Origin of the sequence: Morganella sp. EGD-HP17 (assembly GCF_000512315.2) — a bacterium.
In the GTDB taxonomy this organism is placed as follows: domain Bacteria; phylum Pseudomonadota; class Gammaproteobacteria; order Enterobacterales; family Enterobacteriaceae; genus Morganella; species Morganella morganii.
In genome coordinates this window covers 113692-134991 of the sequence record NZ_AZRH01000013.1, presented here as the reverse complement: position 1 = coordinate 134991, position 21300 = coordinate 113692, and the positions used below count along the sequence as shown (strand labels likewise).

The 21300-nt window shown below is 53.6% G+C and carries 15 protein-coding genes and 1 pseudogene; 3 read left to right on the top strand and 13 right to left on the bottom strand.

The annotated features are described in order from the left end of the window. Positions 1-1109 (top strand): annotated as a pseudogene (locus X965_RS19570) (insecticidal toxin protein); the annotation flags it as partial. A gap of 50 nt (positions 1110-1159) precedes the next feature. Then, positions 1160-5401 carry a SpvB/TcaC N-terminal domain-containing protein gene (locus X965_RS14230; RefSeq protein WP_036418554.1) on the top strand — a complete coding sequence of 1414 codons (4242 nt, stop codon included), beginning with the start codon at positions 1160-1162 and terminating at the stop codon, positions 5399-5401. A 118-nt stretch (positions 5402-5519) separates the two neighbouring features. Here X965_RS14230 and flhA read toward each other — a convergent pair whose 3' ends face one another. Both flhA and flhB read right to left on the bottom strand, forming a co-directional pair. After that, positions 5520-7616: a flagellar biosynthesis protein FlhA gene (gene flhA / locus X965_RS14225; protein ID WP_036414424.1), complete on the bottom strand. Its 2097-nt coding sequence runs from the start codon at positions 7614-7616 to the stop codon at positions 5520-5522. After that, positions 7609-8760: a flagellar biosynthesis protein FlhB gene (flhB, locus tag X965_RS14220; RefSeq protein WP_015422624.1), complete on the bottom strand. Its 1152-nt coding sequence runs from the start codon at positions 8758-8760 to the stop codon at positions 7609-7611. The genes flhA and flhB overlap by 8 nt, the downstream gene beginning before the upstream one ends. Positions 8761-9083: 323 nt before the next feature. Here flhB and X965_RS14215 point away from each other — a divergent pair, with 323 nt between their 5' ends. Further along, positions 9084-9407 (top strand): DUF5339 domain-containing protein, encoded by a 324-nt coding sequence (locus X965_RS14215; RefSeq protein ID WP_004236855.1) that lies wholly within the window; start codon positions 9084-9086, stop codon positions 9405-9407. Between the two features lie 60 nt (positions 9408-9467). On the opposite strand, the gene X965_RS14210 is transcribed toward X965_RS14215, so the two are convergent. From X965_RS14210 to flhC, 11 genes are all read right to left on the bottom strand, one after another. After that, positions 9468-10106: a protein phosphatase CheZ gene (locus X965_RS14210; protein ID WP_004236856.1), complete on the bottom strand. Its 639-nt coding sequence runs from the start codon at positions 10104-10106 to the stop codon at positions 9468-9470. A gap of 25 nt (positions 10107-10131) precedes the next feature. Continuing rightward, positions 10132-10524, bottom strand: a complete 393-nt coding sequence (cheY, locus tag X965_RS14205) for a chemotaxis response regulator CheY (protein WP_004236857.1) — start codon at positions 10522-10524, stop codon at positions 10132-10134. Between the two features lie 41 nt (positions 10525-10565). After that, entirely contained in the window at positions 10566-11633 is a 1068-nt protein-coding gene (locus X965_RS14200; RefSeq protein ID WP_004236858.1) for a chemotaxis response regulator protein-glutamate methylesterase, read from the bottom strand. Beyond that, entirely contained in the window at positions 11605-12468 is an 864-nt protein-coding gene (locus X965_RS14195) for a CheR family methyltransferase (RefSeq protein ID WP_015422623.1), read from the bottom strand. Before X965_RS14195 ends, X965_RS14200 begins: the two co-directional genes overlap by 29 nt. Positions 12469-12587: 119 nt before the next feature. After that, positions 12588-14162, bottom strand: coding sequence for a methyl-accepting chemotaxis protein (locus X965_RS14190; protein ID WP_004236860.1), 1575 nt, complete (start codon positions 14160-14162; stop codon positions 12588-12590). A 112-nt stretch (positions 14163-14274) separates the two neighbouring features. Continuing rightward, positions 14275-15960, bottom strand: a complete 1686-nt coding sequence (locus X965_RS14185) for a methyl-accepting chemotaxis protein (protein ID WP_004236861.1) — start codon at positions 15958-15960, stop codon at positions 14275-14277. 95 nt (positions 15961-16055) lie between these two features. Continuing rightward, positions 16056-16553: a chemotaxis protein CheW gene (gene cheW / locus X965_RS14180; protein ID WP_004236862.1), complete on the bottom strand. Its 498-nt coding sequence runs from the start codon at positions 16551-16553 to the stop codon at positions 16056-16058. A 16-nt stretch (positions 16554-16569) separates the two neighbouring features. Further along, on the bottom strand, positions 16570-18642 hold the full coding sequence (gene cheA / locus X965_RS14175) for a chemotaxis protein CheA (protein ID WP_036418551.1): 2073 nt from the start codon (positions 18640-18642) through the stop codon (positions 16570-16572). Between the two features lie 76 nt (positions 18643-18718). Then, on the bottom strand, positions 18719-19720 hold the full coding sequence (gene motB / locus X965_RS14170) for a flagellar motor protein MotB (RefSeq protein WP_036418548.1): 1002 nt from the start codon (positions 19718-19720) through the stop codon (positions 18719-18721). A 7-nt stretch (positions 19721-19727) separates the two neighbouring features. After that, positions 19728-20615, bottom strand: a complete 888-nt coding sequence (gene motA, locus X965_RS14165; protein ID WP_004240017.1) for a flagellar motor stator protein MotA — start codon at positions 20613-20615, stop codon at positions 19728-19730. Positions 20616-20714: 99 nt separating this feature from the next. Continuing rightward, positions 20715-21296, bottom strand: a complete 582-nt coding sequence (gene flhC, locus X965_RS14160) for a flagellar transcriptional regulator FlhC (protein ID WP_004236866.1) — start codon at positions 21294-21296, stop codon at positions 20715-20717. Positions 21297-21300: the final 4 nt, after the last annotated feature.

The window sequence follows — 21300 nt, the reverse complement described above, 5'->3', positions numbered from 1 at the left end:
CTGATATGGCACCAAACGTCTTCGGTATGGCCGTCGGGGGCAGCCGCTGGGGCGGTATCCCGAAAGCGATTGGTTCCGGTATCGCACTGGCAGCCTCCGCCACCAAAATTACCGCGGATAATATCAGCCAGTCTGAAGCATGGCGCCGCCGCCGTCAGGAATGGGAAATCCAGAAAAACAATGCCGAATCTGAAGTGAAACAGATTGATGCCCAGCTGGAAGCCCTGGCCGTCCGCCGCACCGCCACAGAGATGCAGCGCGAACACCTGGAAATCCAGCAGGCGCAGACTCAGGCACAACTGGAGTTCCTGCAGCGCAAATTCAGCAATAAAGCACTCTACAGCTGGCTGCACGGCCGTCTGGCATCCATCTATTACCGCTTCTACGACCTGACCGCCACCCGCTGCATGATGGCCGAAGCCGCGTTTGCATGGCAGACCGGTGAAACCACGCGCTATATCAAACCGGGCGCATGGCAGAGCAGTAATGCCGGACTGATGGCCGGGGAGTCCCTGCTGCTGAATCTGACAGAGATGGAGCAGGCATGGCTGAAATGGAACCACCGTACGCTGAAAGTCACCCGTACTGTTTCACTCGCCAAAGTGTATAAGGAGTATGACACACCGGTTAATCTGGCAGAGAAAATTGCTGAGCTGCTGAAAGGCAGCGGTTCCGGTAATACACCGGCAGCAACCGGGCTCTCAATGACCGCAGATAAAGAGTTATATGCCGCGTTTAACCTGAAGGCACTGAAGATTGCGGAAAACTACCCTGCCCGTCTGGGTAAAACACGCCGAATCAAACAGATCAGCGTGACCTTACCGGCGCTGACAGGGCCGTATCAGGATGTGCGTGCCGTGCTCAGTTACGGCGGCGATGTCAGACTGCCGGACGGCTGTAAAGCCATTGCCGTCTCCCACGGTATGAATGACGACGGTCAGTTCCGGCTGGATTTCAATGACGGCCACTGGCTGCCGTTTGAAGGGATCCCGGTGGATAATGACAGCAGCCTGTTCCTGAGCTTCCCGGAAGCAACAAAGGATGAGCAGAAAGCCCTGCTGCTCAGTCTGAGCGATATCATCATCCATATCCGTTACACCATCCGTTAATTTTTATCCTGACCCGGGCAGCCTGCGGGCTGCCCGTTCTGGAGCCTATTATGCAACAATCAGATAATATCAGTCCTCAGGCGCCGTCTCTGCCGAAAGGCGGCGGTGCACTGACCGGACTTTCCGGACAGGCGGGGGCCGCCGGGCCGGACGGCGCGGCGTCGCTGTCTCTGCCGCTGCCCGTCAGTACCGGACGCGGCTATGCCCCTTCTCTCTCACTCAACTACAGCAGTCAGGGCGGTAACAGTGCCTTTGGTATCGGCTGGGATGTGAATCTTCCTGCGGTCAGCCGCCGCACCCGTAAAGGTGTTCCTGCTTATACCGCTGACGATGAATTTCTGGATCCTGCCGGTGAAGTCCTGGTGGCTGTCCCCGGCGCGGCGGATAAACGTCAGACCCTGCTGGGTGTAAAACTGGCCGTTTCTTATCAGATAACTACATACCGCGCCCAGACGGAGCGTGATTTCAGCCGCCTGGAATACTGGCAGCCGCAAGGCAGTACCACCGAACCGGATTTCTGGCTCTGGTATGCCGCAGACGGTCAGGTGCATCTGCTCGGTTATGAATCTGCCGCCCGTATCAGTAACGGCAGCCACACGGCCCGCTGGTTACTGAACGCCTCGGTCTCCGCCACCGGTGAGCAGATTTATTACCGTTACCGTGCGGAAGATGACATCAATTGCAGCGACCGGGAAAAAGCCGCCCATCCGGGCAGCCACAGCCAGCGCTATCTCAGTGAAGTCCATTACGGCAATATCACCGCCGGACGCACATTCCCTTGTTTCAACGGCAACGATGCCACCAAAGCCGGCTGGCTGTTTGTGCTGGTGTTTGACTATGGCGAACGCACCCTTAAACCGGCAGAAAAACCGCTGTTTAAAGCCGGTTCCGGCTGGTTGTGCCGTCAGGATCCGTTCTCCGGTTATGCTTACGGGTTTGATCTGCGTACCCGCCGTTTATGCCGCCAGGTGCTGATGTTCCACCGCCTGGAGACGCTCGCTGAAAAAGCAGAAGGTACGGATGTACCGGCACTGGTTTCCCGCCTGCTGTTTGAGTATCAGGAAACCCACGTTGTCACCACACTGACTGCCGCCCGGCAGATGGCGTTTGAGGATGACGGCAAAATGCTGTCTCTGCCGCCGCTGACCTTCGGCTGGCAGACCTTTGATTTTCCGGAGTCTGTGCAGTGGTCTCAGCCGGAGATGGGTAAACTCAATCCGCAGCAGCCGTGGCAGTATCTGGATCTGCACGGTGAAGGTATTTCCGGGATCCTGTATCAGGACAGCGGCGCATGGTATTACCGCGCCCCGGTCCGTGATACCGGGAGCGATGATGTCAATGCGGTAATATGGGATAAACCGCAGCGGCTCGATAATATTCCCGCCCTGAAAAACGGTGCGATGCTGACTGATCTTGACGGTGATGGCCGTCTGCAGTGGGTTGTCACACAGCCCGGCGTACACGGGCAATACCGTCAGCAGACAGATAACCCGGAACAGTGGCTGCATTTTACACCGCTCAGTGCCCTGCCGCTGGAATACGGCCATCCCGCCGCACAAATGACCGATATCGACGGTATCGGTGCCACCGACCTGGTGCTCATCGGTCCGCGCAGTGTGCGCATCTGGCCGGGCAGCAAAGACGGCTGGCTATCCGCCAAAGATATTCCGCAATCAGAAAAAATTGTCCTGCCGTCACCGGACGGCGATGCCGCCACACTGGTTGCTTTCAGTGATGTGCTCGGCTCCGGACAACAACATCTGGTACAGATCAGTGCGGGCGGAGTGCTTTGCTGGCCGAATCTGGGTCACGGCCGCTTTGGTCAGCCGCTGGCACTGGACGGTTTCAGCAAAAAACAGACGGAATTCAATGCCGCATATGTTTATCTCGCCGATATTGACGGCAGCGGTACCGCCGATATTCTGTATGCCCGCAGTGATTATATTGAAATCTACCGTAACCGCAGCGGTAACGGTTTTGACAAACCAGTCACTGTGAAGCTGCCTGCCGGCGTCCGTTACAATAAGACCTGCCGTTTACAGATAGCGGATGTACAGGGACTGGGGGTCGCCAGCCTGCTGCTGACGGTTCCCCATACCGTACCGCGTCATTATCTGCTGCATCTGACCACCGAAAAACCGTGGCTGCTGAATCAGATTAATAATCAGACGGGGATGTCGCAGAATCTGCGCTACCGCAGTTCCGCACAGTTCCGGCTGGATGATAAAACCCGCGAACCGGTTTCATATCTGCCTTTCCCGCTGCATACGTTGTGGAAAACAGAAACTACCGATGAAATCACCGGCAATAAACTGGTAAGTGAAGCCCGTTATCACCACGGTGTGTGGGATGCCCGTGAACGGGAGTTCCGCGGCTTCGGCTGTGTGGAGGTACTGGATTCAGATACCACCGCCGCCCGCGCCACCAGCGGGGTACTGACGATGCCGGTACTGACCCGTAACTGGTATGCCACCGGTTATACCCCTGTTGATACACAACTGAAAAATGAGTACTGGCAGGGCGATAAAAATGCCTTTGCCGGGTTTGTTACGCGGCTGACAACCGGCAGCGGTGATAAAGAATCCGTCTGTTCTGATGCCCTGGCGCAAAAACAGGCATTCTGGCTCAGCCGCGCGCAAAAAGGGATGCAGCTGCGCAGTGAGGTATACGGCAAAGACGGCAGTCCGCAACAGGATTTACCGTACAGTGTCAGTGAACAGCGGCTGAGTGTCCGTCTGATCACACCGGATGCAGATATGCCGGTAGTCCGGCCGTCTGTATCAGAAAGCCGTGAATATCATTATGAACGCATGGCTGCTGATCCGCAGTGTTCACAATCCGTTATACTCAGTGCGGATGAGTACGGTTACCCGCTGCGTGAAGCGACGATTCATTATCCGCGCCGTCCGAAACCGGCAAAAAACCCGCTGCCGGATACCCTGCCCGCGTCACTGTTTGATTCCGGTTATGATGATCAGCAATTGCAACTCATTGTATCGTTATCACAGCATGCACGGCACCACCTGACCAATCTGAAACAGGAACAGTGGCTGACCGGGCAGCCTGATGCTGATCGCAGCGATATTTTTGTTCTGAAATCCGGATTAGTTCCGGCAACGGGCTTAAATACGGAAACACTGCCTGCCCTGCTCAGCAATAACCAGTCTGCACGCCACTTTGCCGGACAACAGAGGACTTACTGGCTGAATAAAGATAATCAGCCGTCAGTAACAGTTCCGTCCTGGCCGCCGCGCCGGAGTTATACGGATACTGCAGAGCTGGATGAGACGATTACCGCAGCCATAAAATCAGGTACAGATATCACGGAGCAGTTACTGAAAACCGGCTATATCAAAGCGGATTACCTGTTTGCCGGTACCTCAGAAACAGGAAAAAAGGTCTGGATTACGCGCTCCGGTCATCAGACTTACGGTGCACCGGAACAGTTCCTGCTGCCGGTTGCCGTCCGCGATAATCCGCTGATCGGGGAACGTCATCTGACCCGCGATAAACATCACTGTGTTATCACTAAACACACCGATGCCTCCGGACTTATCACTCAGGCAAAATATGACTGGCGTTTTCTGTCTGTCTGCGAAATAACCGATACCAATGACAATATCAGCCAGGTACAGACTGATGCGCTGGGACGGGTGAACAGCAGCCGTTTTTACGGCACGGAAAATGGTCAGAAAACCGGCTACAGCCAGAAACCGCTGACACTGCCGGATTCAGTGCAGGACGCCACGGAGATGAAAAAACAACTGCCGGTTGCGCAGTGTTTTGTCTATGCCGCAGACAGCTGGATGCACAGCGGTACAGATAAACTGCCGCCGCATGTGCTGACCCTGACAACTAATCGCTATGATGACGAACCGGCGGATAAAAGCACACAGCAAATCCGTCAGCAGGTCACCTTCAGTGACGGTTTCGGGCGGATTTTACAGCAGTCAGCCCGTTTTGAGGACGGTGACGCATTCCACCGCAATAAAAACGGTTCACTGGCAGCCGGAAGCCGGAAAAGTGAGAAAGAAACAGCACGCTGGGCAGTGTCGGGCCGCACTGAGTATGATAACAAAGGACATGCCGTCCGGACGTATCAGCCATACTTTGTCAATGACTGGAGGTATGTCAGTGATGACAGTGCGCGGCAGGATCTGTACGCCGACACGCACTGTTATGACCCGCTCGGCCGTGAGCATCAGGTGATCACCGCAAAAGGTTATCAGCGGCGCACACTGTACACACCGTGGTTTGTGGTCAGTGAGGATGAAAACGATACAGCGGAGTAAGCTGTATCTGTGTACAACAAAAAATGCCGGTCATGATTTGACCGGCTCAATATACAAAAAACGGGAACCTGTTTTCACAGATTCCCGCAAAGTATGATGGTAATGGTTTAACCCGTGATTAACCGCCGATCATAGAAGTCATCCGTATCTGACGGCGATCGTTCAGTTCAAGGTTGGACATCACCGCCAGCTGCGGCAGACTGCGGCGCAGGAAGCGGGATAAGATCAGACGCAGTGAATGATTGACCAGCAATACTGTCGGTGCACCCATCGCTTCCTGGTGCTGTACCGCACTCATCGCCTGCATTTCGATATTCTGTGCCAGGTTCGGCTCCAGACCGCCGCCGCTTTTCGCGGCCTGCAACAGGATCTGCTCCAGCCCCGCATCCAGACCAATCACCTGAATTTCCCCTGATGCCCCGAACCACTGCTGGGTAATAGCGCGGCCCAGTGCTATCCGCACCTGCGACGTCAGAACATCGGTATCTTTCTGCTCGCCGTTCTCACCAACCTGCTCTGCCAGGGTTTCAATAATAGTGCGCATATCGCGGATCATGACATTTTCAGTCAGCAGATTTTGCAGCACGCGGTGGAAAACGGTCAGTGATAAAGTATCCGGGATCAGGTCATCCGCCAGCTTCGGTATCTCTTTCTTCACGCGGTCATACAGCATCTGTGCTTCCTGACGGCCGAACAGGTCGCTGGCGTATTCCAGCAGGATCTGATTAAAGTGTGTCGCCACCGCCGTACTGGCTGAAACCACGGTGTAACCCTGAATCTGTGCCTGCTCACGCAGATCATCATCAATCCACACTGCCGGTAAACCAAATGCCGGTTCCTGTGTGGCATCCCCTTCCAGAGAGCCCGCCGCATTGCCCGGGTCAATCGCCAGCCAGCGGCCCGGCTGAGCCTCGCCGCGCCCGACTTCCGCCCCTTTGATCAGGATCCGGTAAGCAGTCGGTGCCAGTTCGAGGTTGTCACAGATATGCACCACCGGCGGCAGATAGCCGACTTCCTGGGCAAATTTTTTGCGCAGCCCGCGGATCCGCCCGAGCAATTCGCCCTGCTGGTCATTATCCACCAGCGGAATCAGCCGGTAACCGACTTCCATCGCCAGCAAATCTTCCGCCACCACATCATCCCAGGTCGCTTCCGTGACTTTATTCGCCTCACGGAACTGCTGCTCCTGCACATTGTTATCCGTCTCTTTGACCGGCTCTTTGCTTTTCTTCACCAGATACCAGCCGAGAGATGCCAGCGCCACCGTGAACAGCAGGAACACAAAGTTCGGCATGCCAGGGATAAGCCCCAGCAGACCCAGAACCCCGGCACTCAGCCACATTACACGCGGGTTGTTGAACAGTTGGGTGATCATCTGCTCACCGGCATCTTCATCTGTTGCCACGCGGGTCACAATCACACCGGCTGCGGTTGAGATAATCAGTGCCGGGATCTGCGCCACCAGACCGTCACCGATGGTCAGCAGGGTATAGGTGCTGGCCGCATCGCCCAGCGGCATATGGTGCTGAGCCACGCCGACAATCAGGCCGCCGATCACGTTAATCACCATGATCATAATCCCGGCGATGGCATCACCACGGACAAACTTACTGGCCCCGTCCATAGAACCGTAGAAATCGGACTCCTGGGTTACTTCCGCACGGCGGCGTTTGGCTTCTTCATCATTGATGATCCCGGCGTTCAGATCCGCATCAATCGCCATCTGCTTGCCCGGCATACCATCGAGCACGAAGCGCGCACCGACTTCGGCGATACGTCCCGCACCTTTGGTGATAACCATAAAGTTGATTAACACCAGGATGATAAAGACCACAATCCCGATGGCAAAGTTACCGCCGACCAGGAAGTGCCCGAACGCCTCAACCACCCGGCCCGCAGCAGCAGGACCGGTGTGTCCGTCCATCAGGATGATACGGGTGGATGCCACGTTCAGTGACAGACGCAGTAAGGTGGAGAACAGCAGGATAGTCGGGAACGCGGCAAAATCGAGGGTACGCCGGGTAAACATCGCCACCAGCAGCACCATAATGGACAGCGCGATATTAAAGGTAAACAGCAAATCCAGCACAAATGCCGGCAGCGGCAGTACCATCATTGACAGGATCATCAGGATGAGGACCGGCCCGGCAAGTAGCTGCCATTGTGCTCCCTGCATCGTTTTCGGTAATCTCAAAAGTGCAGCCAGATTAGCCATTTCGGGTATTTTCTCCAACAAAATCAAGTGCCTTTGGCACCGGTAAATTCTTCGGTTTTTTCGGTTTCAGGCCGCCTTCACGACGCCAGCGGCGCAGCTGAAACACCCATGCCAGCACTTCCGCCACGGCGGAATACAGTGCCACCGGAATTGACTGCCCCACCTCGGCATGGCGGTAAAGTGCCCGCGCCAGCGGCGGTGCCTCCAGCAGCAGAATGCGGTTCTCCGCACCTATCTCTTTGATCCGCTGCGCCAGCACCCCGGCACCTTTGGCCAGCACTCTCGGCGCGGTCATTCTTTTCTCGTCATATTTCAGGGCAACGGCGTAGTGCGTCGGGTTGGTCACAATCACATCCGCCTGCGGTACATCCGCCATCATGCGGTTACGCGCCATCGCGCGCTGCTGCTGACGAATTTTGGCCTTTATCTGCGGGTCACCCTCCTGCTGCTTAAATTCATCCTTGATTTCCTGGCGGCTCATCCGCAGCTTTTTCAGGTGCGAACGGAACTGCCAGAACACATCAAACGCCACCATCGGGATCAGCATGAAGATGATAAGGTAACCGGCAAAAATCACTTTCTGCATCGCATTGGCCATTGCCGTTGACGGGGATTCCATCGCCAGATGCAGTAAGGACGGCCACGCCTGCCATAAAAAAATCCATGCGCCCAGGCCAATCAGCAGGGATTTAAGAATCGCCTTGAATAATTCGGCCAGCGCATTCATGGAAAAAATACGTTTAAAGCCCTTCAGCGGGCTCAGTTTTGTCAGGTCAAATTTGATGGATTTGGTGTTAAACGCCAGTCCGCCGACCAGTGCCGACGCAGAAATACCGACCAGCGCCAGCCCGCCGACAACCGGCAGCATCGCAAATAACGCTTCACCAATGACTTTTCCGAGAAAACGCAGCATCAGCCCCGGATTCTGCAGATAAAAGTTATCAAAGAGAAATCCCTGACGAAAAATATCACGCAGTTGTCCCGCCAGATGACCGCCGCTTAACCACAGCAGGCTGATACCGGCCAGCATCATCATCAGTGAGCTGAGTTCTTTGGAGCGGACAATTTGTCCGTCTTCTTTGGCTTTCTGTTTTTTATGGGGGGTGGGTTCTTCTGTTTTTTCCACATCACTTTCATCAGACACTCACACCTCCGCCGTCTGCCGGGATTTTGCTTATGGCTATAGCATGACAGAATGCGGCAAATTCAATGGTGGAAAATGACCGGTCTTAACGGTGTAATTCCCTGATTAAAGCAGGAGTGACGGAATTATCAGCAGAAAATCACTCAGTGACACCCGCAGGCAGTGGTCAGCAACGCAATATAGTCAAATTAAGCCGCTGAACCTGATGAAAGCCCGTATTTCGCACGGAGTGTTAAATTAGGAACAATTCCGATAGGCAGTTGTTACCGGTACTTTATAATTTGCCACTGTTTTATTCCACGATAATCACAAGGTACTCACTGATGAAAAAAACAATTTTAGCCTGCTCTCTGGGTTTAATGGCTCTGGCTCTGACTGCATGTTCCGGCGAAGAAAAATCAGCATCATCCGTTCCGGGTGCAACTGAAACCTGTAACAAATACTTTGCTGAAGTCGATGATTTAGTGAAGAAAGCAACTGAAAAAGCCGGTGACAACGAAGCAGCCAAAGCACAGTTAGAACCAATGCTGAAACAGTTTGACGAAGCGAAAAAACAAATCGCAACACTGCCGAAAGAGCAGCAGGACGCAGCATGCAAAGCAGGCAGCGACGCAATGGCTCAGATTAAGCAGGCAATGGGTATCTGATTTCCGTTGTGACAGACTGACCGTTCTGAACCGCGGCATCCCTGCTGCGGTTTTTTTATATCAGAAACCAAGCTCATCGAGCAGATCATCAACCTGTGACTGTGATGCCATCACATTGGTCCCTTTCGGATCAATCTGCGGTCCGTTTTTCAGACTGTCGACCGGATGTTTTGCACGGATTTCCGCAGGGGTGTTTTCCATCAGCAGAAACAGCAGCTGTTTCTCTGTTTCTTCCACCACTTCCATCATTTTTTTCACGACCTGACCGGTCAGATCCTGGAAATCCTGAGCCATCATAATTTCCAGTAACTCACTTTTGGTCACCGCACTGCCGTCAATCACCCGGCGGATAAACGCCATGGTGGATTCCTGCAGAGCCGGATCGACCTCTGCTGACGGACAGGATTGCCAGCGCGCCTGCAAATCCAGCGCGTCCTCGTGCATTTTTACCTGCAACGGCTTGATAGTGTCGATGCCGTTGAGTGTTTTTTCCGCCGCCTGTGCAGTCATCTGAGCGATGTAGCGCAGTCTGTCTTTTCCGTCCGGAATTGTCGCGACCGCCTGCTGCACGCCCTTTTCTAATCCCAGTTCACGCATGCTTTCTCTTAACATCCTCGTTAAAAAACCGACCCGGGTGATGATCTGTTTTAAATCATCATCACTGTTTTTGTTTCTGTCCGTTGATTTATTTTCCGTCATCCTGCTTTCCTTCTGCTGAAGCCCCTCAGTTCAGACCCATTTTTTCGAAGACTTTATTCAGTTTTTCCTCGAGGATCGCGGCAGTGAACGGCTTGACAACATAACCGCTGGCACCGGCCTGAGCGGCGGCAATAATATTTTCTTTTTTCGCTTCGGCGGTCACCATCATGACCGGGATATGTTTGAGTGCATCATCCGCGCGGATGGTTTTCAGCAGCTCCAGCCCGTCCATGTTCGGCATGTTCCAGTCCGCCACCACGAAATCAATCTGACCTGCACGGATTTTCTCCAGTGCATCCACACCGTCTTCCGCCTCTTCAATTTTGTTGTAGCCCAACTCTTTTAAGAGGTTACGCACGATACGGCGCATGGTGGAAAAATCATCAACTACCAGAAAATTCAAATCTTTAGCGGCCATAACCACTCCTGCAATAATACAATGAATAATTGCCGGTTCCGTCAGGCGGAAACGGCAGCAAGTCTGCCCAGCACACTGGGGGCAATTTTGACGAGATCCTGAATTTCATCGACCGCATTCAGTTCAATCGCCGCGCGCGGCATACCGAAGACCACGCAGCTGCGTTCATCCTGGGCATACGTGACCGCGCCTTTCTGCCGCAGATTCAGCATGCCGCGCGCACCGTCCATACCCATACCGGTCAGCAGGACCGCGATGCATTTGCGGGCGGCACATTCGGCCACTGAGTCAAACAGCACATCCACGGACGGACGGTGACGGTTCACCGGCGGTGTCTGCTGAAGCACCACCTGGTAACCCTGGCCTTTATCCGCGATCAGCATATGCGCATCGCCCGGGGCAATATAAGCATGCCCTTTGCGCAGCACATCGCCGTGTTCCGCCTCTTTTACCGTCAGCGCACAGAGCTTGTTCAGACGCTCGGCAAATGAGCGGGTGAAACCGGCCGGCATATGCTGGGTGATCACCACCGGCGGACACTCAGGCGGCAGCATCTCCAGGAACTGACGGATAGCTTCCGTTCCGCCGGTCGATGCGCCCACCGCAATCAGGCGGTTATGGCAGGCATACGATGACAGCGGTTTGCTGATAACCGCCGGTGCTGCCGTCACTTTTTCCTGGCGGCGGAAGCGGTTACCCTGCGTGATTTTTGACATCGCTGCGGCACGGATTTTTTCACCGATAAGGTCGCGGTAACTCATCATGGTTTCGCGGATCCCGATCTGCGGTTTGGTGACAAAATCCACCGCTCCGAGTTCCAGGGCTTTCAGCGTCACTTCCGAGCCTTTGGAGGTCAGTGTGGAGACCATCACCACCGGTACCGGGTGCAGACGCATCAGTTTTTCCAGAAAATCGATGCCGTCCATCCGCGGCATTTCCACATCCAGCGTTACCACATCCGGTTCATGCTGTTTAATCAGATCACGCGCAACATACGGATCCGGTGCCACGTCCACCACGGTCATATCCGGATGGCTGTTAATAATTTCACGCATTAACTGGCGCATCAGCGCCGAGTCATCAACGCAAAGTACTTTTATTTTTTTCATCACTTCTCCCGGCCGCCTGAATGCTGTACACGGTCTGTCCTCTGATGACATAACGCGAAGATAACTGTGATAAGTTCTCCGAGTGCCCGATAAACAGCAGCCCGTCAGGCTTCAGTAGCGGAACAAAACGTTCCAGTAGTTGTTTCTGCATATCCTTATCGAAATAAATCATGACATTACGACAAAATATGGCATCGAACTGCCCCTGAAACTGCCAGTCGTTGTCCGTCAGATTCAGATAACGGAAATCAATCATCCGGCCGAGCGCCGGTTTCACCCGGGCATAGCCTTCATATTCCCCGACCCCCTTCATAAAATGGCGCTGACGCTGAAGGGCGTTGAGGCTTTTCAGCTCTTCGATACGGTAGACGCCCTTACGGGCCTTCTCCAGAACTTCGGTATCGATATCACTGGCGATCACTTTGGCATTCATGGCGTTCGCACCGAGAACATCACTGAGTGTCATGGCGATCGAATACGGTTCTTCCCCTGTCGAGGCAGCCGCGCACCAGATAGTGATCGGCTGGTTACGGCGGGGACGGATAAAGTCAGTCAGTGTCTGAAAGTGATGCGGCTCCCGGAAAAATGCGGTCAGATTGGTGGTCATTGCGTTAATAAATGCCTGCCATTCCGGGTGCAGCGGCTCCCGTTCCAGCAAACGCAGGTACTCGGCGAATGTGCTCATATTGCAGTCTCTGAGCCGCTTTAACAGGCGGTTGTAGACCATATTCTTTTTATTCATGCTAAGGACGATGCCTGACTTTTTATGAATAAACCGGCACACCCGACCAAACTCATCATCTGTGAGTGGTTCTATCTGTGGCGCAAAAAGCATCGTACTTGTTGTCCTTTCGGTAAAAACGATTCACTGACAGTCTTCAGTACAAACCGATCAGTTACCCCCTGACACCGGCGTCTGCGATACGAACCGGTGTCAGGCGGTGATCAGGACTGTCAGCCGGCAAAGCCGGACTGAGTGCCCCTGTTATCCGGCAGCTCAAAGAAAGCGACCGTGTCGACCAGGTTATTCGCCTGATCTTCCAGTGCGGCTGTTGCACCTGTTGACTGCTCAACCAGTGCGGCGTTCTGCTGGGTCACCAGATCCATCTGGCTGACGGCGGTTGCCACCTGCTCGATACCACGGCTCTGCTCGTTGGAGGCAGACGCGATTTCGCTCATCAGTTCCGTCACCTGGTTCACCGCAGTGACCAGTTCTTCCATTGTTTTACCGGCGCTGTCCACCAGTTGCGTTCCCTGACCGACGCGGTCAACTGACTCATCAATCAGGGATTTAATCTCTTTCGCGGCATCCGCACTGCGCTGTGCCAGCGCACGCACCTCACCGGCGACCACGGAGAATCCGCGTCCCTGCTCACCGGCACGGGCGGCTTCCACGGCAGCGTTCAGTGCCAGGATATTGGTCTGGAAAGCAATACCGTCGATCACGCTGATAATGGCGCTGATTTTCTGCGAACTGTTGGCAATCGAGGTCATGGTTTCAATCACGCTGTCCGTGATCTGACCACCACGGCTGGCGGTTTTCGATGCCGTCACCGCAAGTTCACTGGCCTGACGGGCATTATCGGCGTTCTGTTTCACCGTTGCGGTCAGCTCTTCCATACTGGCAGCGGTTTCCTCCAGGGAGGCAGCCTGCTGCTCTGTCCGTGATGATAAATTATTATTGCCCAGGGCAATCTCGCGAATTCCGGTATACATCTGGTCTGTATTCAGGCGAACGTTTGAGACAGATTCTGCCAGCGATTCCTGCATCAGCTTAAGCTGACCGAATACCACACCGATTTCATCACGGGTGGTCACTTCTATTTTCTGGTTCAGTTTGCCCTGTGCGACCTGCATAAAGTGCTCGCTCATACTGGTGAGCGGATTAATCACTTTGTAACGCATCCAGAAATGAGCCAGACCGGAAATCAGCAGAATGGTGGCGGTAACGCCGAAGAACATAATCCACGCCATCCGGTTATAGAACGTACCGGACTCAATCGCACTGCGGCTCTCTTCATCCAGCAGCGCCAGATAATCATTCACCACCGCACCCATTCTGTCCTGATACATCTGGGTCGGGTGTTCCACATAGGCAGGGATATTGGCGTTATCAATGTAACCGCGCAGTTCTTTAATCACACCAAGGTAAGACTGATACTGTTCTTCAATACCGGCAAAATCCTCTTTTTCACTGAGAACCGGCTGGGATTTGAAATTGCTGTAATCTTCCGCCGCTTTATCCAGCAGCAAATCAAATGCTGCTTTGACCTGGCGGATATCGCTCTCTTCAGAGCCGACTTTAATATGAACAACAACCTGGGTAAGCAGGTTACGGGCCTGCATCAGATCTTCATAAGAAGACACCAGTAATGCCCGTTTTTTTGAGCCGAGATCGACCCGTTCCAGTGACGATAATTCAGATGAAACAATCCCCAGCGATAATCCGCTGGACACTATCTGCATGCCGCAAAAGAAAATAAGCAACAGATATAAACTGACAGAAATCCGTATTCTCTTACCAAACATAATGCTATCCCCACTGCGTCCGGCCGGGCTCACCTGCTTCGGTTGTTGTTATCGCTGTGATGCACAAAAGCGCCGTCAGGTTTCCCTGACAGCGCAAAGCACAGACGCGTCGTTAAAAAGTTTCCCAATTGTCATCATCTTGATGATTCTTCGATGATATTTTGCTGAGATCCGGGGTTTTCACGACATTGGAAATCGTTCTTGCCGCCGGTTCAGTGTGTTTATCGTCCCTGTGCTTCAAGGCCGGTAAGCGGAAAATGGCTATCAGCTGTGACAGTTTCGCCACCTGTTCTTCCAGCACATTTGCCGCCACCGCAGACTGCTCAACCAGTGAGGCGTTCTGCTGCGTCACTTTGTCCATTTCAGCAACTGCAATACTGACCTGTGAAATACCTTTGCTCTGCTCATCGGATGCCGTGGCAATGTGCGCCATGATGTCGGTGACACGGGTAACGGATTCCACGATTTTGGTCATGGTTTCGCCGGCATCTTCTGCCTGACGGGCACCGGTTCCGGTACGGGATACCGAGTCTTCGATGAGGATTTTGATCTCTTTTGCCGCATCCGCGCTGCGCTGCGCCAGGTTACGGACTTCATCCGCCACCACCGCGAAACCACGGCCGTGTTCACCGGCACGGGCAGCTTCAACTGCCGCGTTCAGGGCCAGAATATTGGTCTGGAACGCAATGCTGTCGATAACGGCAGTGATATCGGAAATTTTCTGTGAACTGTCAGCGATATTCAGCATGGTATTCACCACGTTGGACACCACTTTGCCGCCTTCACGGGCAATGTCAGAAGCCTGACCGGCAAATTCACTGGCCTGATGGGCGTATTCGGTGTTCTGTTTCACCGTTGCGGTCAGCTCTTCCATGCTGGCAGCAGTCTGTTCCAGACAGGCAACCTGCTCCTGGGTACGGGCAGACAGATCATTGTTACCGGCGGCGATTTCGCTGGTACCCTGATAGATATTTTCGCTGCCGTCGCGCACACCGCGCACCGTATTAATCAGCTCCTGCTGCATGTGCTGCACACCGCGGCCCAGATCAGCGATTTCATTTTTACCGTTCACCGCAACTGTCGGGGTCAGGTCACCGGCAGCAAAGATTTTGATGCGGTCTACCAGGCCATTGAGAGGGTGAATAATGCCGCGCTGTACATAGCGGTAACTGATAAGACTGATCAGCGCAAGGATAATAGCCAGGGCAATCAGCATATACAGGGATTCACTGAAGTTATCTTCCGCATTCTGTACTTCACCCCGGAACGCCGCAGAAATACTGTCGAAATACGAATTAAACTGCTCTTCGAACTTCATCTGATAACCGGATGTGGCATAGGTGTAGAACTGTTCCAGCTGATCTTCCCGGACATAGGACATCAGCCGGGTCAGTGCATTACGGTAGGTTTCATACGTGGAGAGCAGCTTTTCAAACTTCGCCTTGTCGTAACTGGTGCCTTCCATCATTTTCATGTAGCGGGCATACGCAGCGTCTGCATCCGCTAACTGACGGGTGGCCTGTTTGATCAGCTCATCCGGGGTGGCATCGTCTTTAAAGGTGTGCTCTCTGAGCAAAAAGCCGTTTGCCGCCCGGTTTAAATTGGCGCGGGCCTGGATCAGATTAACCCAGCTCTGGGTCAGAACCTGTCTCTGACTCTGGAGTGAATCCAAAAAGTGGATACTGTCGCGGTTTTCACCCAGTTTGCTGAACATCAGCCCGCTGGATGCCAGCTGCAACAGTACAAATATAAGAATAACGGATAAAAGCCCTGATACAATTTTAATTCTGCTATACATAATTTTCTACTGGCATAGTGTTATTGTATTTTTGATATCGGTCACACGACAAAAAACTTTAGTGATGGCTTAACCAAAACCATTTGGCTGAATTATCATTCAGCCATGCTGTCGATGAGTGCCATTTCCTCGCTGGAAAGCAGCTTTTCGATATCCACCAGGATCAGCATCCGGTCACCAATGGTGCCCAGGCCGGTCAGATACTTGGTTGATAAAGTGACCGCAAAATCCGGCGCCGGGGCAATCTGCTCATCTTTGAGCACCAGCACGTCAGACACGCCGTCCACCACAATCCCCACCACACGATCTTTCAGATTGACCACAATCACTACGGTGTTGTCGTTGTAAGTGACGTTCTGATGGGAGAACTTCACACGCAGATCGATAATCGGGATAATCACACCGCGTAAGTTAGTGACACCCTTGATAAAATCCGGGGTATTCGCAATGCGGGTGACCTGCTCATAACCACGGATTTCCTGTACTTTCAGGATCTCAATGCCGTACTCTTCTTCGCCCAGGGTAAAAATCAGGTACCCTTCGCCGTTTTTCTCTTCATCGAGTTTGTTTAAATCTTCATCCATCATCGACATGGTTATTTACCTTTGTTTATTGCATCACGACGTGTGACGTGTTCATTTTCTTTTTGCACAAAATTTCGTTGTTCATCCGCTGCAGTTCCGCCACATCAATAATCAGTGCGACAGAACCGTCACCCATAATAGTGGCGGCAGAGATCCCCGGAATTTTGCGGTAATTACTTTCAACATTTTTCACCACCACCTGCTGCTGTCCGATCAGTCTGTCAACCAGCAGGGCGTAACGGTTACCGGCGTTCTGAACAATCAGGGCGATACTTTTCGCCAGATCACGTTCCGCTTCTTCGATACCGAAGACCTGATGCATTTCCACCAGCGGCAGATATTCGCCGCGCACCAGCAGCATTTTTTCCTCACCGGCAAGGCGGTAAATGTCTTCCTGACGCGGCTGGAGTGTGCTGATAATGGCGCTGAGCGGCACAATAAAGACATCATCGGCCACTTTGACGGACATACCGTCGAGGATAGCCAGAGTCAGCGGCAGCAGGATGCGGGTCACGGTGCCGCGCCCTTCGGTGAAACCAATCTGAATACGGCCGCCCATGTCCTGAATGTTCCGTTTCACCACATCCATACCCACGCCGCGGCCGGACACATCGGTGATCACTTCGGCAGTGGAGAAACCCGGTGCCATAATCAGCATCGCGATTTCATCGTTGGTCATGTTGTCGTGCACATCCATGCCCTGCTGACGGGCCTTGGCCAGGATCCGCTCCCGGTTCAGACCGGCACCGTCATCCCGCACTTCAATGCAGATATTGCCGCTCTGATGTTCCGCCGCCAGGGTCAGAGTCCCGGCTTCCGGTTTGCCGTTTGCCGCGCGGACATCCGGTTTCTCAATACCGTGGTCAAGGCTGTTGCGCACCAGGTGAGTCAGCGGATCGATAATCCGCTCGATCAGGCTCTTATCGAGTTCGGTGGAGCTGCCCTCCACTTTCAGCTCGATTTTCTTATTCAGTTTTGAGGCGATATCGCGCACCATGCGCGGGAAGCGGCTGAAGACATAATCCATCGGCATCATGCGGATAGACATGACAGATTCCTGCAGCGCCCGCGAGTTGCGTTCCAGCTGAACAATCGAACTGAGCAGTTCCGCATATTCGGCCTGATCCACCTGCTGGCTGTGCTGAGTCAGCATTGACTGGATAATCACCAGCTCACCGACCAGGTTGATCAGTTGATCCACCTTTTCCACCGCCACACGGATGCTGCCGCTGTCACCTTTATTTTTTGCCGCCGCAGCCGGTGCTTTGCGCGCCGCCGGAGCAGATGACGATGCTGCTGCCGGTGCCGGTACAGCAACCGGTGCGCTGACGGTTTCTTCTTCCGGCTCTGCCGGAATATTGTCTGCGGCCAGCATGGCGGTTAATTCCGCTGCCGGTGTTTCCTCATACGCGATCTGAGAATCATCCACCACAAAGCAGAGCACGCCGCTGATGTCATCAATCGCGGTATTGGTGCCCAGCCAGACTTTCAGGGTATCGGTACCCTGTTCAGTTTTGTATACCGTGCCGAACAGCGACAGCTCATCGGCCAGCAGAGCGACTTCGCTCTCCTTTAACTTACTGAGCGTGAACGTGAAATGATGTGAAAAACCGGTTTCCGGTACTGTGCTGCTCTCTTCTGAGCCGGCAGTAATTTCTGCGGTTTCACTGACCGGTTCCGGCGCGGCGGTTTCCGTGACAACAGCGGCGTCCGCCACACTCTGCTCCACATGCCCCAGTACTTCACAGATGCGGTTAAAGCTTTCTTCATCCGGCAGTGTGTCGCTCTTATAGGCATCCAGCTGCGAGCCCATCACATCTTTGGTATCAAGGAAGACATCAATGATATCCGGCGTCAGCGTCAGCTCATCATGGCGGGCTTTATCAAGCAGGTTTTCCAGGGTGTGTGTGGTTTTCTGCAACAGCGTGAATCCGAATGTTGCCGCACCACCTTTAATGGAGTGCGCGCTGCGGAAGATAGCATTGAGCTGTTCACTGTCCGGATCCCGGGGATCAAGCTCCAGCAGGTGCTGTTCCATATCCCGGAGCAGCTCGTCGGCTTCATCGAAGAACGTTTGATAAAACTCGGTTATATCCATCGCGGTTATCCAATTTTTTTCTTGTGTTACGGCTGACAGGTACTGCCGGCAATCCGGCAGTACCTGTCCATCCTGTTTATTGTGTTGTATCTGCCGCCGCAGCGCTGTTCTGCGGCGGTGTCTGCTCCGGTGCCGCCGGTTCCGGCACTTTTTCCGGCGGGATCTCCGGCGGAGCCGTTGTCTCTGTATGCGGCGCCGGTAACTGCTTCAGCTGCTGTAAATCGGTAATGGGAACAGCCCCCTCATATTCATGGAGAATATTTGCCATCTCCGACTCATTCAGAACGATGATGCTGATACGGCGGTTCACCGGCGCAAGTCCGTCGTTTTTATCCAGATGGATAGAGGATGCCATCCCGACCACCCGCAGAATTTTGTTCTCGGCCATACCACCGCGCACCAGTTCACGGCGCGAGGCATTGGCGCGTTCGGCAGACAGTTCCCAGTTGCTGTAATTACCGCCGTTGGCATACGGCAGGTCATCCGTGTGACCGGAAATACTGATGCGGTTCGGCACGTCATTGAGGATCGGCGCGATAGCCCGCAGAATGTCCCGCATATACGGCTCAACATGAGTGGATCCGACCATAAACATCGGGCGGTTGGCACTGTCGACAATCTGGATCCGCAGCCCGTCATCTGTGGTATCAATCAGCAGATGCGGCTTCAGTTCATTCAGACGCGGGTCTTTGAGAATCGCCTGCTCCAGATCCTGTTTCAGTTTCTCAAAACGACCGGCTTCATCCTGCCCCTGCTCTTCCTGCATGCTGTCCGGGTCCGGCAGTGTGTCACCGTCTTTGTAAATGATGTCTTTGCCGCCGCCCGGAATCGGGTTAGTGGCATCCCCGGTTTTTGTTCCCGGGTTGATCGCTGTTTTCAGCGGCGTGCGGAAGTATTCCGCAATCTGAGTCAGCTCCTGCGGGCTGGAGATAGAAATCAGCCACATCACCAGGAAGAACGCCATCATGGCGGTCATAAAGTCAGCGTAAGCAATCTTCCATGACCCGCCGTGTCCGCCGCCGTGCCCGTGACCGCCCCGCTTTTTGACGCGGATAACATGCGTATTGCCCGGTTTCATCGTCGGTTTACTCCCCGTCCTGTGCTTCGGTACGGTGGCTGACTTTTACTTCACGGACTTTGTCTTCCAGCTCGGTAAAGGAAGGACGGTCGGCGCTGAACAGGACTTTACGGCCGAATTCAACCGCGATTTGCGGCGGATAACCCTGTAAGGATGAAAGGAAAGTGACTTTGATACATTCCAGCATTTTCAGCTGTTCACCACTGCGCAGACGAATCAGTGACGCCAGCGGTAAAATAAAGCCATACGCGACGAGAATACCGAGGAATGTCCCGACCATCGCATGCGCAATCAGCGCCCCCAGCTCACCGGCCGGACGGTCAGCAGAACCCAGCGCATTAACCACCCCGAGAACGGCGGCAACAATACCGAATGCCGGCATGGAATCCCCGACCATATTCAGGCCGGAAGCCGGCACTTCGCTCTCCTGACGGAAGGTTTCCAGTTCCTCATCCATCAGGGCTTCAATTTCGTGGCTTTGCAGGTTACTGGTGATCATCAGACGCAGATAATCCACCAGAAACATCAGTGCAGCCGGATCTTTGAGAATGCGCGGGTACTGGGAAAAAATATCGCTTTCCTGCGGATTTTCGATATCTTTTTCCAGGGCAAGCAGCCCCTGCTGGCGGGATTTATTGAGCAACTGGAACAACAGCGCCATCAGATCCATTGACATCGCTTTGTTGTAGGAGGAGCGCCGGAACAGACGCGGCAGTACTTTACCCAGGGCAACAATGGATTTTCCGCTGTTACCGACGACAAATGCACCAAAACCGGCACCTAAAATAATAACAAATTCAGCGGGTTGATAAAGTGCGCCCATATGGCCGCCAACCATCAGATAGCCGCCGATGACCGTGCCCGTAACAATGATGTATCCGATGAGTATTAACACACTATTCCCTTTAACTCAGTTAGGTATCGGATGGCAGTCAAAGGGAATTTTCAGGAAGGACAGGCAAAACGGATTTGCCTGTTTACCAAATCAATCCAGTCACATTACCGCTTTGGCAATGCCATCCTCTCGATATAGCGTAATATCGGCGGGAAGCGCGGAAAGTTTACGTTTTTTTATTGCCCGTGACGGCGGCTGGCACAAACTGCAGGTAAAACTGTTTTCAGGGATGTGCGCGTAGGTAACAAATGACCCGCTGCAGCAACTGCAGACCGAGCGCTGAAGCATCCCGCTCTCCACAAAACGCACCAGGGTCCAGGCGCGGGTCAGTGCCAGCAGCGGCTCTTCACCGGGCGCCGGAGGACACTGCTCCAGGTACAGCCGGTAAGCCTTTACTATCACATCAACACCGGTGCACTGTCCGCTGTTCATCAGAAACTCATAGGCGTTATAAAACATGGAGGCGTGAATATTTTGTTCCCACGTCATAAACCAGTCGGTGGAAAACGGCAGCATACCTTTCGGGGGCGGACATCCGCGCAGCTCTTTGTAGAGGCGGATCAGGCGTCCGCGGCTGATTTGCGTTTCGCTTTCCAACATCTGAAGACGAGCACCCAGAGAGATTAATTCCATCGCGAGACGGATATCCTGAGCCTCTTTGATGATACTTTTTTCGGCCATGATA

What these genes read in the sequence shown, in the direction of transcription:
- X965_RS14195 (WP_015422623.1), bottom strand. Translation starts at nt 12,468, where the DNA reads ATGCTTTTTGCGCCACAGATAGAACCACTCACAGATGATGAGTTTGGT.
- X965_RS14190 (WP_004236860.1), bottom strand. Translation starts at nt 14,162, where the DNA reads ATGTTTGGTAAGAGAATACGGATTTCTGTCAGTTTATATCTGTTGCTT.
- X965_RS14215 (WP_004236855.1), top strand. Translation starts at nt 9,084, where the DNA reads ATGAAAAAAACAATTTTAGCCTGCTCTCTGGGTTTAATGGCTCTGGCT.
- cheW (WP_004236862.1), bottom strand. Translation starts at nt 16,553, where the DNA reads ATGTCGATGATGGATGAAGATTTAAACAAACTCGATGAAGAGAAAAAC.
- cheY (WP_004236857.1), bottom strand. Translation starts at nt 10,524, where the DNA reads ATGGCCGCTAAAGATTTGAATTTTCTGGTAGTTGATGATTTTTCCACC.
- X965_RS14200 (WP_004236858.1), bottom strand. Translation starts at nt 11,633, where the DNA reads ATGAAAAAAATAAAAGTACTTTGCGTTGATGACTCGGCGCTGATGCGC.
- X965_RS14230 (WP_036418554.1), top strand. Translation starts at nt 1,160, where the DNA reads ATGCAACAATCAGATAATATCAGTCCTCAGGCGCCGTCTCTGCCGAAA.
- motB (WP_036418548.1), bottom strand. Translation starts at nt 19,720, where the DNA reads ATGAAACCGGGCAATACGCATGTTATCCGCGTCAAAAAGCGGGGCGGT.
- cheA (WP_036418551.1), bottom strand. Translation starts at nt 18,642, where the DNA reads ATGGATATAACCGAGTTTTATCAAACGTTCTTCGATGAAGCCGACGAG.
- flhC (WP_004236866.1), bottom strand. Translation starts at nt 21,296, where the DNA reads ATGGCCGAAAAAAGTATCATCAAAGAGGCTCAGGATATCCGTCTCGCG.
- flhA (WP_036414424.1), bottom strand. Translation starts at nt 7,616, where the DNA reads ATGGCTAATCTGGCTGCACTTTTGAGATTACCGAAAACGATGCAGGGA.
- X965_RS14185 (WP_004236861.1), bottom strand. Translation starts at nt 15,960, where the DNA reads ATGTATAGCAGAATTAAAATTGTATCAGGGCTTTTATCCGTTATTCTT.
- X965_RS14210 (WP_004236856.1), bottom strand. Translation starts at nt 10,106, where the DNA reads ATGACGGAAAATAAATCAACGGACAGAAACAAAAACAGTGATGATGAT.